The following is a 14,443-nucleotide window of genomic DNA, read 5'->3' as shown; positions in this document are numbered from 1 at the left end:
ACGGAGTTGACAAAGTTGACAAGTCTGGAACTTTCATCATTCGTACTCTGTGAAAGCTCTGTGAAGATCTGTGAATCTGTGGCTAGATCATGTTTTTCAATAGCCGCTCAAGATCTTCGGGTGTATCCACCGAGTTGCTTTCGTGTTCTGTTTCAGCAAGTTGGATGGAATAACCGTTTTCCAACCAACGCAACTGTTCCAGACTTTCGGCTTTTTCCAGTTCGGTCTGCCGTAGCGAGGAAAGTGTTTCCAGCACTTCAGCGCGATACGCATAAATGCCGATATGCTTGTAAAATGCAGCGTTCAGCAACCAGTCTTTCGGCTCCACACCTTTCAAATATGGGATAGCCGTTCGGCTGAAATAGATGGCTTTGCCATTCGCAGCCTTCACCACTTTGATGACCGTGTTGCTGAAAAGGTCTTCCGCATCATCAATGCGTTTGATCAGCGTAGCAATCTCTGTTTCTGGGTTCTCGAAAAGCACAGCCAGTTGATCGATCTGCTCGGGTTCAATAAACGGTTCATCTCCCTGAATGTTGATCACCGCATCCACACTTTCTAACTGGGAAAGCACTTCCGCACAGCGGTCTGTTCCTGTCTGATGTTCGGTGGAGGTCATCATCACCTTTCCTCCGAACCCTTTCACATGATCGAAGATGCGTTCATCATCCGTGGCCACGATCACATCGCTGAGCAACTTGGCTTTCGAAGTCTGCTCGTACACGCGTTGGATCATGCTCTTGCCCGCAATATCCACCAATGGCTTGGCTGGAAAGCGCGTGCTCGCATAGCGTGATGGAATAATGCCAACGACTTTGGTCATGTGGCAAATGTATGGTGTAAGGGCGTATGGCCATACGCCCTTACCGATCCGTTTCCTAATTGTGAAGGTTTGTGAAATACTCCCTTCACGTTTTTTATTCTTCGTTTTGTCCTTTTTCTTTGACCAAAACCAAACAGAAAATGGCACACGAGATAGATTACAAGATATATGGCGATGACATGCAGGCCGTGGAAGTGGAACTCGACCCGAATGAGGCGGTGAGAGCAGAAGCTGGCGCGATGCTGTACATGGAAAACGGCATTCAGATGCAGGCCAACACGGGCGGAGGTATCTTCAAAGGCTTCAAGCGACTGATAACAGGCGAGAGCTTCTTCATCACCACCTTCCTCCATACTGGAATGGGAAAAAGCCACGTGGCATTTGCAGCTCCTTATCCAGGTAAGATCATCCCGCTGCATTTGGGCGAACTTGGTGGCGAATTCTACTGCCAGAAGGATGGTTTCCTCTGTGCAGCGCAAGGCGTAGAGATCGAAGTGGCCTTCACCAAACGCATCGGTGCGGGGCTTTTCGGTGGTGAGGGATTCATTCTTCAGCGACTGGAAGGCGATGGATTGGCATTCATTCACGCGGGCGGAACGATTATTAAGAAAGAGTTGCAACATGGAGAAACACTTCGTGTTGATACAGGCTGCTTGGTGGCGTTTGCCCCAACGGTCGATTACGACATTCAGTTCATTGGCGGATTCCGAAACTCACTCTTTGGTGGAGAAGGTCTGTTCACAGCCAACCTCACAGGACCTGGAATCGTTTATCTGCAAACGCTACCGTTCAGCCGTTTGGCCGACAGAATTGCAGCGGCCGCACGCATTGGTGGAAACAGGGGCACAGGTGAACGCAAAGGCGTTGCGGGTCTGGGTGGCGACCTGCTCGGAAATATTATCAGCGGAGACTGAGAGAGGAAATTTGAAAGTGGAAAGATGAAATAGGAAAGCCTATTTCAAAGCAGGAGGATCTTAAAATATGTTTACCTGAACAGCGTCACGCTTCCGATCGGGCTTCCTTCGGTGCCGTCAAGCCCTTTGTAAACGACCTTGTACACATACACATCGTTCTGAACTTGTTCTCCCATGAATGTGCCATCCCAGCCTTCGTCCATTACGGCAGAGTAAAAGATCTCCTGTCCCCAGCGTGTGTACACGTGCATCTCAAACTCGATGATGTTCTCGCCATAGGCTCGGAACTTATCGTTTTTGCCATCGGAGTTGGGCGAGAATGAATTGGGAATATAAATACTGATGTGGGGCGTGATGTACACATCGAGCTGCGTCTCATCCACACAGCCGAATTCATTGATCACTTGAAGCGTTACGGTGTACGTTCCGCTATCGATATTGGTCGGGTAGGTGTGCGCTGGCGTGCTGATGAGATTCTGCATGGTCGTGCCATCTCCGAAATCCCAGAACCATTGTTCTGCGCCCGTTGAGTTATCTGTGAACTGAAATGTTGGGTCCAGCACACTTGCGCTGGTCGGGTCTGCATCGAATCGCGCAGTAGGGTTGGGATGAACGATGATGTAATCGTTCATGACCAACTCCGTTTGGCATTGATAGTTTGACGTTGCCGTGAGGCTGACCGTGAACGAATCGACATCAGGGTAGCAATGCTGTGCAGTTGTTCCGATGTAGGTTTCGCCATCCCCAAAATCCCACTGGTAGGTCATAGCTCCAGAAGCGATGGTGGAGTTGTTGGCGAATTGGACACACAGCGGCACACAGCCTTCCGTTACATCTGCTGCAAAGTCAACCACAGGATTCGGGTAAATGGTTACCGTGGCCGATGCATTGTCATCACAACCCAAGGTTGAACCAACAACCGAGTAAACCGTAGTGGCGGTCGGGTTGGCGGTGACCGTAGCTCCGGTGGTAGCACTCAATCCAGTCGCAGGCGACCACACGTAGCTGTTGGCTCCTGTTGCCGTAAGTTGGATCGAATCGCCATCGCAGAACGCAATGGCGGCTGGCGTAATGTTCACGCTCGGTGTTTGATTTACTGTCACGGTCATCGAGGCCGAAGCCACGCATCCCAAACTCGTTCCGGTGACCGTGTACGATGTGGTGGTCATTGGACCGGCCGTCACGTTTGCCCCACTTTGCGTATTGAGACCGGTTCCTGGAGTCCAAACGTAAGTGGTGGCTCCGTTGGCCGTTATCGGGGCACTTTCTCCGCTACAGATCGTAGTGTCGTTGCTTACCGTAACTATCGGAATCGGATTGATGGTGATGGTTGCGGTGGCCGTGTCGTTGCATCCATTGACCGAACCGACAACCTGATACGTGGTTGTCGTGATCGGATTGGCTACCACTGATGACCCCGTGGTCACATCCAAACCTGTTGCTGGCGACCAAACATACGTATCGGCCCCAGAGGCTGTGAACCCTTTCGATTCTCCAAGACATGCGGAGGCAGCGGGTGGCGTAACCGTGACCGTGGGATAAGGCGTTACCGTTACTGTAACGGTTTCCGTTGCGGTGCAGCCCTGTGTTGTTCCGGTTACGGTGTAAGTGGTGGTTGATGCAGGTGTAGCATCTACACTCGCTACGGTAGTTGCATTCAACCCGGTGGTCGGTGTCCAATCGTAGGTATCTGCTCCGTTGGCGGTAAGTGTTGTTGTCTGTCCGCCACAGATGGCCACATCTGGGCTTACCGATAGGTTCGGGGAGATGTTGACCGTAATGTCGAATGTGGCAGAGGCGCTGCAACCGTTGGTTGTGCCCGTCACGGTGTAAGTGGTGGATGTGTTCGGAGCGGCATCAACCGAAGTGCCTGTTGTTGCGCTCAAGCCTGTGGCAGGTGTCCAATCGTAGGTGTCGGCTCCGCTGGCGGTGAAGGTGGTCACCTCGCCCGCGCAGACCGTGGCAGTTGTCGGATTGACGGTTACCACAGGAATTGGATTCACGTTCACCGTGATAGTTCCGGTTCCGGTGCAACCGCTTGAAGTTCCTGTTACCGTGTAAGTAGTGGTCGTGGCCGGGTTGGCCGTGACCGATGCCCCCGATGTGGCACTCAATCCCGTTGCCGGAGACCAAGCATAGGTGGTGGCACCCGTAGCGGTGAGGCTGATGCTTCCAGCATCGCAAATGGATACATCAGGACCCATATCAACTATTGGACTTGCATTAACTACCAATGAATTTGTGGTAGTTGGAGAGGTGCAAGAACCCAAGCTCACATCCAGCGAGATGTTTTTGGTTCCGCCTGTTCCCCAATTGACCGTGTACGGGCCTTGGCCGCTTCCGGAAACCACCGTTCCACCATCGAAATTCCAATTGTAGGTGGCTCCAGCTGGTGCATTTCCTGTATAGGTGATGGTGGCATCATCTCCCACACAAACCGGTGAAGTGACCGTGAAATCAGATGTCGGTGATGTATAAACTTCCACGGTTACGGTCGTGTCATCCAAACAGGGAGGCCACGAAACTGCCAATCGAACCGGGTAGGTTCCCGCAGCGGGGAAGGTATGTGTCGGGTTCTGGGTGAGGTCGTCCGGGTTTCCATCGGCATTGAAATCCCAGGCCCAGTTCACTATTTGTCCTGTTGGTGTGGAAAGGTCGGTAAACTGCATCGGGTCGCCTTCGCAAACTGGCGTATAATCGAAGATGGCGGTAGGATTGCTTGGGCTGGGCTGAAGCACCGTGTCAAGCGAGAACGTACATGGATTATTGCCGAATGTCGTCATGGTTACCGTGTAAGGCCCAGGCGCAACGATGGTTGCGATCTGCTGGTTCTCCGTACCGGGAACGAGACCGGGTCCGGTCCAAGAATAAGTGGCTGCTCCTACAGGTGCGGTCAGATAGACATCTTGCCCACCGCATACGGTGGGAGAGGACGAGATGATCTGCAATGGTGCGCAATCTGCATCAATGTAAGCGTAAGCGTAATGGCTTCCATCGCAACCGCTTGGGGCACAGTCTCTTGTGCTGAATTGGATGGTCACGGTCTGCCCCATGTAGTTGTTCAATGGAACAAAAACGGATGTCCAGGACTTGTACGACATGCTACCGGATGTGACGAAACCCCCAATGGATTGTGCTGTGGTCGCGTCAACATCGTAGGTGGCACAACTGATGGGGTTGCCATTTCCGTCTGTCATTCTTATTCGGAAGTACGGCTGCTCACCAGAACCATGGCCGCCATCGTTCAGCACAACGGCATAGTGATAGGTGAAGTTGACGTTGCTTGAATTGACCGTGAACGAATAAGAGGCTGAAGCACCACCCCCTAATGTTCCATCATTGTGGTTGGTGGCAACTCCATTTCCCAATCGCAGTGAAGTTCCACCTGAACCCGGATAAACCATTGGAATGGCCGTACCTCCGACCACAGGATCAAACCCAGTAGTGGTAAGAACGTGGAATTTCTTTGGGATGGTGGCAGGTGAAGAGTTGTTCGGTCCGGTACTGAATCCATTCACCTGAAATGGATCGGGAGTGTTACATACGCAGAGACCTAAAAATGTGGATGTACATGTGTTGTTTCCCCAAGTTCCCGTCCATCCGGTGAGATTTCCCTGTTCAAAATCCGCATTTACGCAGCTCTGGCCGTGTACATTAAAAGAGATTGCGCTGAATAACGTCAGAAACCAAAACCAAACGGTTTTCTGGGAGGGGTGGGTGGGGTTCATTCAGGATGTAAGCAGCCAGAAAAATAATCAGTTATTGTGAATTATATTCACTCCTGACATAGACTGTAACACCATCATTTGGTTGCCAGTTCCTCTATCTTTTTGAAAACTGTTTCAGTCTCCCAATTCTCCGCAATTCCTTCCCAAGAAAGAATCTCTTCCATGATCTTGTCCTGCTCCTTGCCGCGCGAGAGCGCCTCGGAATAGCGCATCTCCGAAAAGGTCACCATTTCATAAAGAGGTGTCCACTTGTTGGGATGCTTGGTGCTGAGTTTCTTCTCGATCTTCTTGCGGAGCAGGAACTGCGGATCGGCCACGAGGTCGCGCATTTCCACGAAGTTGCGTAGCGCGAGGTCGGCAATGGCATCATCATCCGGTTTACGCGAATATTGGAACTTGTCGAACAGCGTTTCCTTGTCGTTCCAATGTTCATCGGCCAATTGATCGAACACGTAGCAATCCTCAAACCCAGAGACCATTCCTTGCCCGTAAAATGGAACAATGGCGTGTGAGGCATCTCCGAAAATGAGTGCCTTGTCCTTGTATCGCCAAGGGAAGCAGCGAACCGTACAAAGCGAAGAGGTCGGGTTGCCGAAGAAATCTTCCACCAAAGTGGGCATGTGCTGCACCGCATCTGGAAAAACCTCGTTGAAGAAATCCAGCACCTGCTGTTCGGTTTTCAGGTTTTCAAAGGCGTATTTCCCTTCAAATGAAAGGAAAAGTGTGACCGTGAAACTTCCATCCAGATTCGGCAGTGCAATGAGCATGAATCCGCCACGCGGCCAAATGTGCAGTGCATTTTTCTCCAATCGGAAACCGCCATTTTCCGCTGGCGGAATGGAAAGTTCCTTGTAGCCGTGCTTCAAATAGGTCTGTGAATAATCGAAACGGTCAGTCATCATCATGGCGTGGCGCACTTCGCTGAAGGCGCCATCCGTACCATAAATATGATCGGCCGTTACTTCACAAACCTCACCCGAAACCTCATTTCGGAACGTTGCTTGACCAGCATCCAGATCCATTTTGATGCAGCGTTGGTTGAAGTTGATCTTCACGCCCGCTTTTTCTGCTTCAGTCATCAGCAAGGCGTTCAATCCGCCCCGCGAAACAGAATTGATGTGCTGGCCATCTTTGCCGTAAGGCTGAAAATTGGTGTTGCCCTCCACGTCATGGATCATTCGGCCAGGCATCGGAATCACCATTTCCAACACTTTTTCTTTCAGACCAACGCGGTCCAGCGCTTTCAATCCTCGGTGCGAAATGGCCAAGTTGATGGAGCGGCCTGCGCTGATATCGACCGTGCGCATGTCGGGTCTGCGCTCAAACATTTCCACTTTCACGCCCCGCTTTGCCAAATAAACCGCGTGCAGCGAACCCACAAGTCCTGCACCGATAATGATCTGTTTCTCTGCCATCGAATTCAATTTGCTCGCCAAATTAACCATTCGTATGAGGCTGTGTTCATGACTGAGGTCAGTATTATAGGATGCGTTTTGCCCTACTTTCGGGGGCTTGAAAACAAAGAGATGAACAACGAGCTTCTTCAAGAACAGCTGGAAAAACTGAAAGACAAGTACGAGGCCATGGGGCAGGATATGAATGCCTATCTCGATGGCTTGCTGCTGTCCAATTATCTGCCTTATTGGGAGTACACGAGTGTGGATACGTTGATGACGCTGCAAAAGCCACGCACTGATTTTCCGGACGAGTTGGTGTTCATCATCTACCATCAGATAACCGAACTCTACTTCAGATTGGCGCTGCACGAGTATGAGCAGATCGCGTACAATGGAAGAAATGTGCTTCCGAACGGGGAGGACAAAGGCTGGCGCGAGACGATGGAACCGGGTTTCTTCAAGGATCGCGTCCGCAGGATCAATGCCTATTTCAATGCGCTGACCAACAGTTATGGTGTGATGGAACATGGCATGGAAAAGGAGCAGTTTCTCCGATTCCGAATGGCGCTGTTGCCAGCCAGTGGTTTTCAGAGTGCACAATACCGGAAGATTGAGATATGTTCCACGGCCATGAACAATCTGGTACACGTTGATCATCGCCACAAATTCACAGAAACCGCTTCGGATGAGGAGGGAATACGTGAGATGTTCGAGTATATCTACTGGAAGGCCGGTGCCACCGAACTGGAAACAGGGAAGAAAACGCTAACGCTGAAGCAGTTTGAGAACAAGTATTCTGAAGATCTGATCTGCTTGGCGGTGAAGTATGCCGACAGAAATCTTTGGGCCAAGTATTCGGCCCTGCCGGAAGCTGAAAAAAAGGACGAAGGACTCATTGAGGAGATGAAGAAACTCGACCAGAACGTGAATGTGAACTGGCCGTTGCAGCATTATAAAACGGCAGCGCGTTATCTGCTTCGCGATGAAGAAGGTGTTCCCGCCACGGGCGGCACCAACTGGCAGAAGTACCTGCCACCGCGTTTTATGAAGCGCATCTTCTTCCCAGAACTGTGGACAGCAGAGGAAAAAGACAATTGGGGAAAGGCCTGGGTGGAAGACCTTGTGAAAAACAAGTGAGCCGCAATTTTCATCGGGCAACTAAAGGCAGTATTTTCGTCTTCCGTTGAACGTGTCGGTTTTGTGCCGACAGTTTAATTTGTGTTTCAATTTTCATCATTAAGCATGTTTTTTAAAAGCAGGAACATTTCTCGGCTGTTGACCTCATTTATGATATCCGGTTTCACTACCGGGTTGGTCATGGCACAGCCTCAGCCTAATGGAACAGCCGTTCAGTTGAGCTGCAACTGTTACCGACTGACGGAGAATGCCATTTCTCAAAGTGGTTCGGTATGGAACAGCGCGCAGATCGATCTTACTGTCCCATTCGATTTCAAATTCGATGTGTATCTGGGCGAGGATGTGCAGGGGCAGCAAAGTGGTGCGGATGGAATCGCTTTCGTGCTACAGCCTATCAGTACTTCTGTTGGAACCAACGGAGGCGGTATGGGCTACGAGAATATTGCTCCTTCCCTGGATATACAGATAGATACGTATCAGAATGGAGATCATAATGACCCGTCTTACGATCATGTGGCCATTATGGCCAATGGAGCGGTGGACCATAACTCTGCCGATAACCTTGCCGGCCCCGAAAATGCGTTGGTCAGCGGTTTCAATATCGAAGATGGCCAATGGCATGTGATGCGGGTTACGTGGGATCCAACTGCCATGACGATCAGTGTTTATATGGATGGCTCGTTACGTACCAGCTACACCGGAGATATCATTGCCGATATTTTCGGTGGCGACCCGAATGTGTTTTGGGGATTTACAGGAAGTACTGGAGGCCTGAGCAACCTGCAACAGTTCTGCTTTTCCATCATACCGGGTCTCACGGCCAGTAACTTGGATATCTGTGCTGGCGCGGAGGTCGATTTTACGGATGAGTCTTACAGCGCATTGGGCGAGGTTGTAGGTTGGGAATGGAATTTCGGGAACGGAGAAACCTCAACCGATCAATCTCCCGGTCAGGTGGCTTTCGATCAGCCCGGGGATTATTGGGTGGTTCAGACCATCACAGATTCAGAAGGTTGCGATGCTTCAGACAGTTTGGAAGTGGTGGTGCATGCCAATCCCGAAGCTGCGTTTACTGCTACGGACGCCTGCGAAGGCGAACAAACGGATTTCACCGACCAGACCAACCTTACAGAGGGAAACATTTCCAGTTGGAACTGGCAGTTAGGAGATGGACAGACAGATAATGGATCAAGTGTGTCTCACACATACAACGCGGGTTCGTATGATGTAACGCTCTCAGTTGTAAGCAATTTCGGTTGTACCGATAGCGTGACCTCATCCGTTACCGTGTTTGAAAATCCAGTTGCTCAACTTGCTCAGGAGTCAACTGGTTTCGATGCCGTGTTCACTACAACTTTGCAGAGCGGAGAAGAAGCGCAATGGACGATTCTTGACACGGTTTACACCGACACACCGCTCAACTACACGTTTCCAGATAGCGGTTGGTATGAGGTGACACTCACGATAACCAATGAGAATGGTTGTTCCAATACGGTGGTTGATTCCATTTACATTGAGGGAATTCCGGATTTTGATGTGCCGAATGTGTTCACTCCGAACGGAGACATGATCAACGACCGCTTCCGTCCACGTACCTATGCCATGGTTGAGGCTCGCATGAAGATCTACAACCGTTGGGGAAGGCCCGTGTTCAACTACGAAGGCGAAATTCCTGTGATGGACGAATGGGGTTGGGACGGTACAGTAAATGGTGGTGCCCGGGCAGCGGAGGGCACGTATTATTATGTTCTTGATATGATCGGAACCAACGGCAGCAATTTTTCTGAGCAGGGTACCGTTACCCTATTGAGATAATTGTTGTAAGGTTGTGGGGATGAGGAGTTTTCTGTGGTTGTCGATTGTTCTTGGTGGGTTCTTATATGGATGTGGTGGTACGGGTGGTCCTGATTCCGTTCCCATTGATGAGACCGTAACACATGAGGTGAATGAGGAATACGGCATGGTCACCGATTCTTTCCTCGTTATTAAAGATAAGATCGGGCGGAATCAGAACCTGTCATCCATTCTACTTCCATACGGTGTTCCTTACGCCACCATCGATCAGATAGCCAAAGCTTCGCGAGAGGTTTTCGATGTACGCAAACTCGCTGCCGGAAAGCCATACACCATTTTCTGCACGAAGGATTCGGCCGGGTACGCCACCTGTTTCATCTATGAACCGAACGCTACAGAGTATGTGGTTTACAATCTTCGCGATAGCATTCACGTATACAAAGGACAGAAGGAGATTGAGAAGAAGACCAGGTATGTGAAGGGAGCGGTCAACTCTTCTCTTTATGTGGATCTGCAAAAGCAACATGCCGATCCCATGTTGGCCATCGAACTTTCAGAGATCTATGCGTGGACCATCGACTTCTATCGCATACAGAAAGGGGATGAATTTGAGATCCTGTATACCGAAAATTATGTGGACGGAGAATCCATCGGAGTGGACCGCATCCTTGCTTCCACGTTCACTCATTTCGGTAAACCCATCAACGCCTACTTTTTCGATTCGGAGAATGAAAAGGGCTATTACAATGAGAAAGGAGAAAATCTGAAAAAGGCCTTTCTACAGGCTCCGGTCAAGTTTTCCCGCATCAGTTCCGGTTACAACCTCAAACGGTATCATCCGGTGCAGAAAAGGATAAAACCGCACTTGGGAACCGATTATGCCGCACCCACAGGGACCCCGATCATGGCCGTTGGCGATGGTGTGATAACCCAGGCCCGATACAAGGCCAACAATGGCAACTATGTGAAGATGCGGCACAATAGCGTCTACGAGACGCAATACCTGCACATGTCCAAGATCGCCAAGGGCATCAAACCCGGAGTAAGGGTCAGTCAGGGCGATATTATCGGGTACGTGGGCAGCACGGGTCTGGCCACCGGTCCACACGTCTGTTTCCGTTTTTGGAAGAACGGTAAGCAGGTCGATCACCGTAAAGAAGATCTACCAGCGGCCATTCCCATCTCAGATTCATCTCGACCGGATTTCCTGAAAATGGTCTCCGAGAGAGATTCGATAAAAGCGGTCTTCAGAACACCGATCTGATTTTTAGGTCTACTTGGTCAACTGACGTTTCCAATGTTAGCTTTGTATTAAGAAAAACCTAAACACAATCTCATGAAAAAAACATTTACCCTTGCGGTGGTTGCATGTTTTTGCGCCACAATGGCACAGGCTCAGAACGGAACTGAGACCACCCGCCAAATGAAAGTTGCCCCAAAGGAATCGATGCGGGCCGCACAACCTGAATCTAAAAAGGTCAATGAGCAAGTTGTCACCGATCGTGCTGCTTCTGCCCAACATGTCGGTGCAACCAAAGAATTTCTCACCGAAGAGCAAGTGAGGACGCGGTCTGAGCAAAAGGCTGCAGCAGCGGAACCAAAGGCCAAAGACGAAAATTAATCCACGCTGAACCGAGGGAATCTTACTGTTCTTTCCTTGGTTCACCAAAAAACCTCTACATATGAAAAGATTATTTACCCTCATGTCGGTTCTGGCATGTGTATGCCAAATTTCATTGGCACAGAACTATGGCATTCTTCTTTATGAAGATTTCGAAAGCGGTGTACAACCAACTGGTTGGACCCAATCCGTCAGCACAGCTCCACCAACAGGTGCCACTTCCACCGTTACCTCAGATGGCTGGGCCTTCGGCCAAACGGGTTACTCAAGTACTTATTGGACAGTGCCCCCCTCAATAGATGCCAGTCAGTTTGCGATTGCCAACGATGATCCCGTGGATCAGGACCGATCGGAAGACTGGTTGAAAAGCCCAGTTTTGAATCTGACCCATTTCGATTCGGCCGTTTTCCTCTATGATGTGTTCTACGATGGATTGTATAGCGCAAGTGCCTATTTCACCATCAGTTATGATGCAGGAGCCACATGGCTGTATCTGCCCATTAACGATAGTGCTGTTTGGGCAGAAGATGGCGTGGTGATACCGAATTCCATCGTTGTATCAAATGTAACTTACACATTCAACGATCAGATGATGGTCGGTTTCCTGCATTCCGACAATGGTGTCTGGGGTTCTGGATTTGCCGTTGACAATGTCATTATTGCAGGATACAACAACCCTTGCGATGATATTGTGACCATTTCTGGCTGCGCCTCGCCACAAACGGTTTCGCTTGGCGGTCAAGGCGTTCTCGATTTCAATTTTACAAGTGCATGCGGTTGGAGTGTGCCGGGAGCAGAACAACTGTACAGTTTTACACCTTCCACAACAGGAATCCATTACATGAACATTACCGCTGCCACTGGGGCAAGTTGGTTGGATTATATGTACAAGCCAGCTTCCAGCGGATGCGATACTTTGGGCTGGACCTGTATGGTCGATGCAGATACTACGGGCTCATTTCCAATGAACTTGACCGCTGGAGTGGAATACCTCATTCTGGTTGACAATGAATTTGCGGATACCGAAACGCAAACGTTTGAAATCCAATGTCCCTGTTTATATCTTTCTGGCGGAAATACGGCAGAGTCTGAAGCATGCGGAAGCGATTCCAATGGTGGTTGCAATGCATCGCCCGAAGCTTATGAGAGTATTTCCTGTGGAGGTTCTGTCTCCGGAACACTCTGGTCTGATGGTGGATCGCGCGATACGGACTGGTATGAATTGGTTGTGACAGAGCAAACGACCATTTCTATCAATTTCAGTAGCGGCCAACCGGTAAATCTTCTCTTGGTGGATGATTGCACGAACTTCAACGTGCTGGCCAATGGTTCGTCAGTGGGCTGTGGAACCGTAAATTTGAGCTACTCAGCAGCACCGGGCACGTATCTTTTGGTTATTGCGCCCACCTCGTTTGAGTCTATTCCTTGCGGTTCGGGTTCAGCAAACAACTATGATATTACCGCCACTTTCTGTAACCCACCTGCCAATGATGTTTGTACCGGTGCCATTTCCGTTGCATGCAATGATGTGGTTACAGGCTCCACTGAATTCCCTGTAACAAATACGGATGAACTGGATTGTGTACCGGGTGCCGGAGTTTGGTATGTCTTCAGTGGTGATGGTAGTGTTGTCACATTTTCGACCGACAATGCAGGAACCGATTTCGATACACGTATCGGATATACGGACGGTTGTGGTAATGCATGCATCGATTTCGATGATGATGGAGGAACCGACTACGTCAGCGGTTGGACATCTGTTCTCACCATCCCAACTCAGCAGGGAACAGACTATTACCTGTATGTCGGTGGTTATCAAGGAACAGATGTGGGCAATTTTGAACTGAGCGTAACTTGTACTGTTCCACCATCAAACGATGATGTCTGCAACGCAACCGCGGTTTCCATGGGCGCAAACGGTCCGTTCTCTAACCTTGGTGCAAGTGCCGAGGGGTGGGAGACCGACCTTCCTACTGCATCATGTAGTGCACAGGGCGGTTGGTGTGTAAACCCAAGTGTTGAAGCCAGTGTGTGGTTCTCATTTGTGGCACCAGCGTCCGGTAATTTGACGGTAAGCACGGATGGTTCTTCCTTTGACACGCAGGTAGCTGTTTATGGCGCATCTACATGTCAGGATTTTGCAAGCAGTTCCGCAACCCTACTTGGAGCCAATGATGACGATCCGGATGCTTCTGGTTCAGGTGGTTCAACACTCACCAGTAAGGTTTTTGTCTGCGGTCTTACCCCGGGCAGCACGTACTACGTGCTCGTGGATGGCTATGGTGGGGCAACAGGCGATATTTCCCTGACACTCACCGAAACCACAGTTGCGGCAGGTTTCACATATAGTGCTGCCGGTCTTACTGTGGACTTCACGGATGCCAGTACCGCCAGCTCGTCTGTTGCTGGTTACGACTGGGATTTTGGTGATGGAAACACTTCCACCGTGGCAAGTCCTTCCAACACCTATGCGTCTTCCGGACCATATACCGTATGTCTCACGGTAACGGACGAATACGGTTGCGAATCGCAAGACTGCCAGGCCATACAGGTTGATATTACAACCGGTATTGGCACGATTGCCAAGGGTAGTGTGACGGTATATCCGAATCCATCAAACGGTCAGTTCATGGTAGAATTGAATGATATTGAGGGTTCGGTTCAGTTCAACGTGGTTGATGTAACAGGAAGAGGCATCTACACCGCTACGCGTCAATCGAACGGGTCACAGATCCGTCAGTCGTTCGATCTCAATGTAAGCAAAGGCACATACCTGTTGCAGATCCTTACTGCCAGTGGTACTGTCACCCACAGGATCGAAGTTCAATAAGTAGCTGAAACTAATGTTGTTGAAAGGTCCGACCAACTCTGGTCGGACCTTTCTTTTTGGCCGACATCCCGTTAAATGTCGCTTGGAGACAAATCTGATAGGTTAGCCAGCCAATATGGACGGAAGGAGCCTGATAATTGTCAATTATGTTGCGTGTCGAACATTCATTGTATACCTTGCGCAGTTCACGACTGAAACA

Annotated in this window: 9 protein-coding genes; 6 read left to right on the top strand and 3 right to left on the bottom strand. The window is 50.0% G+C overall.

Annotated elements, in window-relative coordinates:
- Nucleotides 1–82: 82 nt before the first annotated feature.
- Nucleotides 83–823, bottom strand: coding sequence for a 3-deoxy-manno-octulosonate cytidylyltransferase (gene kdsB, locus GC178_06065; GenBank protein ID MBI1287129.1), 741 nt, complete (start codon nt 821–823; stop codon nt 83–85).
- Nucleotides 824–963: 140 nt separating this feature from the next.
- Between kdsB and GC178_06060 the strand changes: the two genes are divergently transcribed.
- Nucleotides 964–1,737: a TIGR00266 family protein gene (locus GC178_06060; protein ID MBI1287128.1), complete on the top strand. Its 774-nt coding sequence runs from the start codon at nt 964–966 to the stop codon at nt 1,735–1,737.
- 71 nt (nt 1,738–1,808) lie between these two features.
- On the opposite strand, the gene GC178_06055 is transcribed toward GC178_06060, so the two are convergent.
- A complete protein-coding gene (locus GC178_06055) occupies nt 1,809–5,465 on the bottom strand; it encodes a PKD domain-containing protein (protein ID MBI1287127.1) in 3,657 nt (1,218 codons plus the stop codon).
- A gap of 74 nt (nt 5,466–5,539) precedes the next feature.
- On the bottom strand, nt 5,540–6,880 hold the full coding sequence (locus GC178_06050) for an NAD(P)-binding protein (protein MBI1287126.1): 1,341 nt from the start codon (nt 6,878–6,880) through the stop codon (nt 5,540–5,542).
- Nucleotides 6,881–6,991: 111 nt separating this feature from the next.
- Between GC178_06050 and GC178_06045 the strand changes: the two genes are divergently transcribed.
- From GC178_06045 to GC178_06025, 5 genes are all read left to right on the top strand, one after another.
- Nucleotides 6,992–7,999, top strand: a complete 1,008-nt coding sequence (locus tag GC178_06045; protein MBI1287125.1) for a tryptophan 2,3-dioxygenase — start codon at nt 6,992–6,994, stop codon at nt 7,997–7,999.
- 105 nt (nt 8,000–8,104) lie between these two features.
- On the top strand, nt 8,105–9,814 hold the full coding sequence (locus GC178_06040) for a PKD domain-containing protein (GenBank protein ID MBI1287124.1): 1,710 nt from the start codon (nt 8,105–8,107) through the stop codon (nt 9,812–9,814).
- 19 nt (nt 9,815–9,833) lie between these two features.
- Complete coding sequence (locus GC178_06035; GenBank protein MBI1287123.1) at nt 9,834–11,057, top strand: peptidoglycan DD-metalloendopeptidase family protein; 1,224 nt, start codon at nt 9,834–9,836, stop codon at nt 11,055–11,057.
- 72 nt (nt 11,058–11,129) lie between these two features.
- A complete protein-coding gene (locus GC178_06030; protein MBI1287122.1) occupies nt 11,130–11,414 on the top strand; it encodes a hypothetical protein in 285 nt (94 codons plus the stop codon).
- A gap of 61 nt (nt 11,415–11,475) precedes the next feature.
- Nucleotides 11,476–14,244 carry a T9SS type A sorting domain-containing protein gene (locus GC178_06025; GenBank protein ID MBI1287121.1) on the top strand — a complete coding sequence of 923 codons (2,769 nt, stop codon included), beginning with the start codon at nt 11,476–11,478 and terminating at the stop codon, nt 14,242–14,244.
- The last annotated feature ends 199 nt before the right edge of the window (nt 14,245–14,443 follow it).

The sequence above is a fragment of the Flavobacteriales bacterium genome (assembly GCA_016124845.1).
GTDB lineage: Bacteria > Bacteroidota > Bacteroidia > UBA10329 > UBA10329 > UBA10329.
The sequence above is the reverse complement of the archived record's forward strand: the minus strand, read 5'-3'. Positions and strand labels throughout refer to the sequence as shown.

Coding starts and splice junctions, on each gene's coding strand:
- kdsB (MBI1287129.1), bottom strand. CDS start 823: ATGACCAAAGTCGTTGGCATTATTCCATCACGCTATGCGAGCACGCGC.
- GC178_06060 (MBI1287128.1), top strand. CDS start 964: ATGGCACACGAGATAGATTACAAGATATATGGCGATGACATGCAGGCC.
- GC178_06055 (MBI1287127.1), bottom strand. CDS start 5,465: ATGAACCCCACCCACCCCTCCCAGAAAACCGTTTGGTTTTGGTTTCTG.
- GC178_06050 (MBI1287126.1), bottom strand. CDS start 6,880: ATGGCAGAGAAACAGATCATTATCGGTGCAGGACTTGTGGGTTCGCTG.
- GC178_06045 (MBI1287125.1), top strand. CDS start 6,992: ATGAACAACGAGCTTCTTCAAGAACAGCTGGAAAAACTGAAAGACAAG.
- GC178_06040 (MBI1287124.1), top strand. CDS start 8,105: ATGTTTTTTAAAAGCAGGAACATTTCTCGGCTGTTGACCTCATTTATG.
- GC178_06035 (MBI1287123.1), top strand. CDS start 9,834: ATGAGGAGTTTTCTGTGGTTGTCGATTGTTCTTGGTGGGTTCTTATAT.
- GC178_06030 (MBI1287122.1), top strand. CDS start 11,130: ATGAAAAAAACATTTACCCTTGCGGTGGTTGCATGTTTTTGCGCCACA.
- GC178_06025 (MBI1287121.1), top strand. CDS start 11,476: ATGAAAAGATTATTTACCCTCATGTCGGTTCTGGCATGTGTATGCCAA.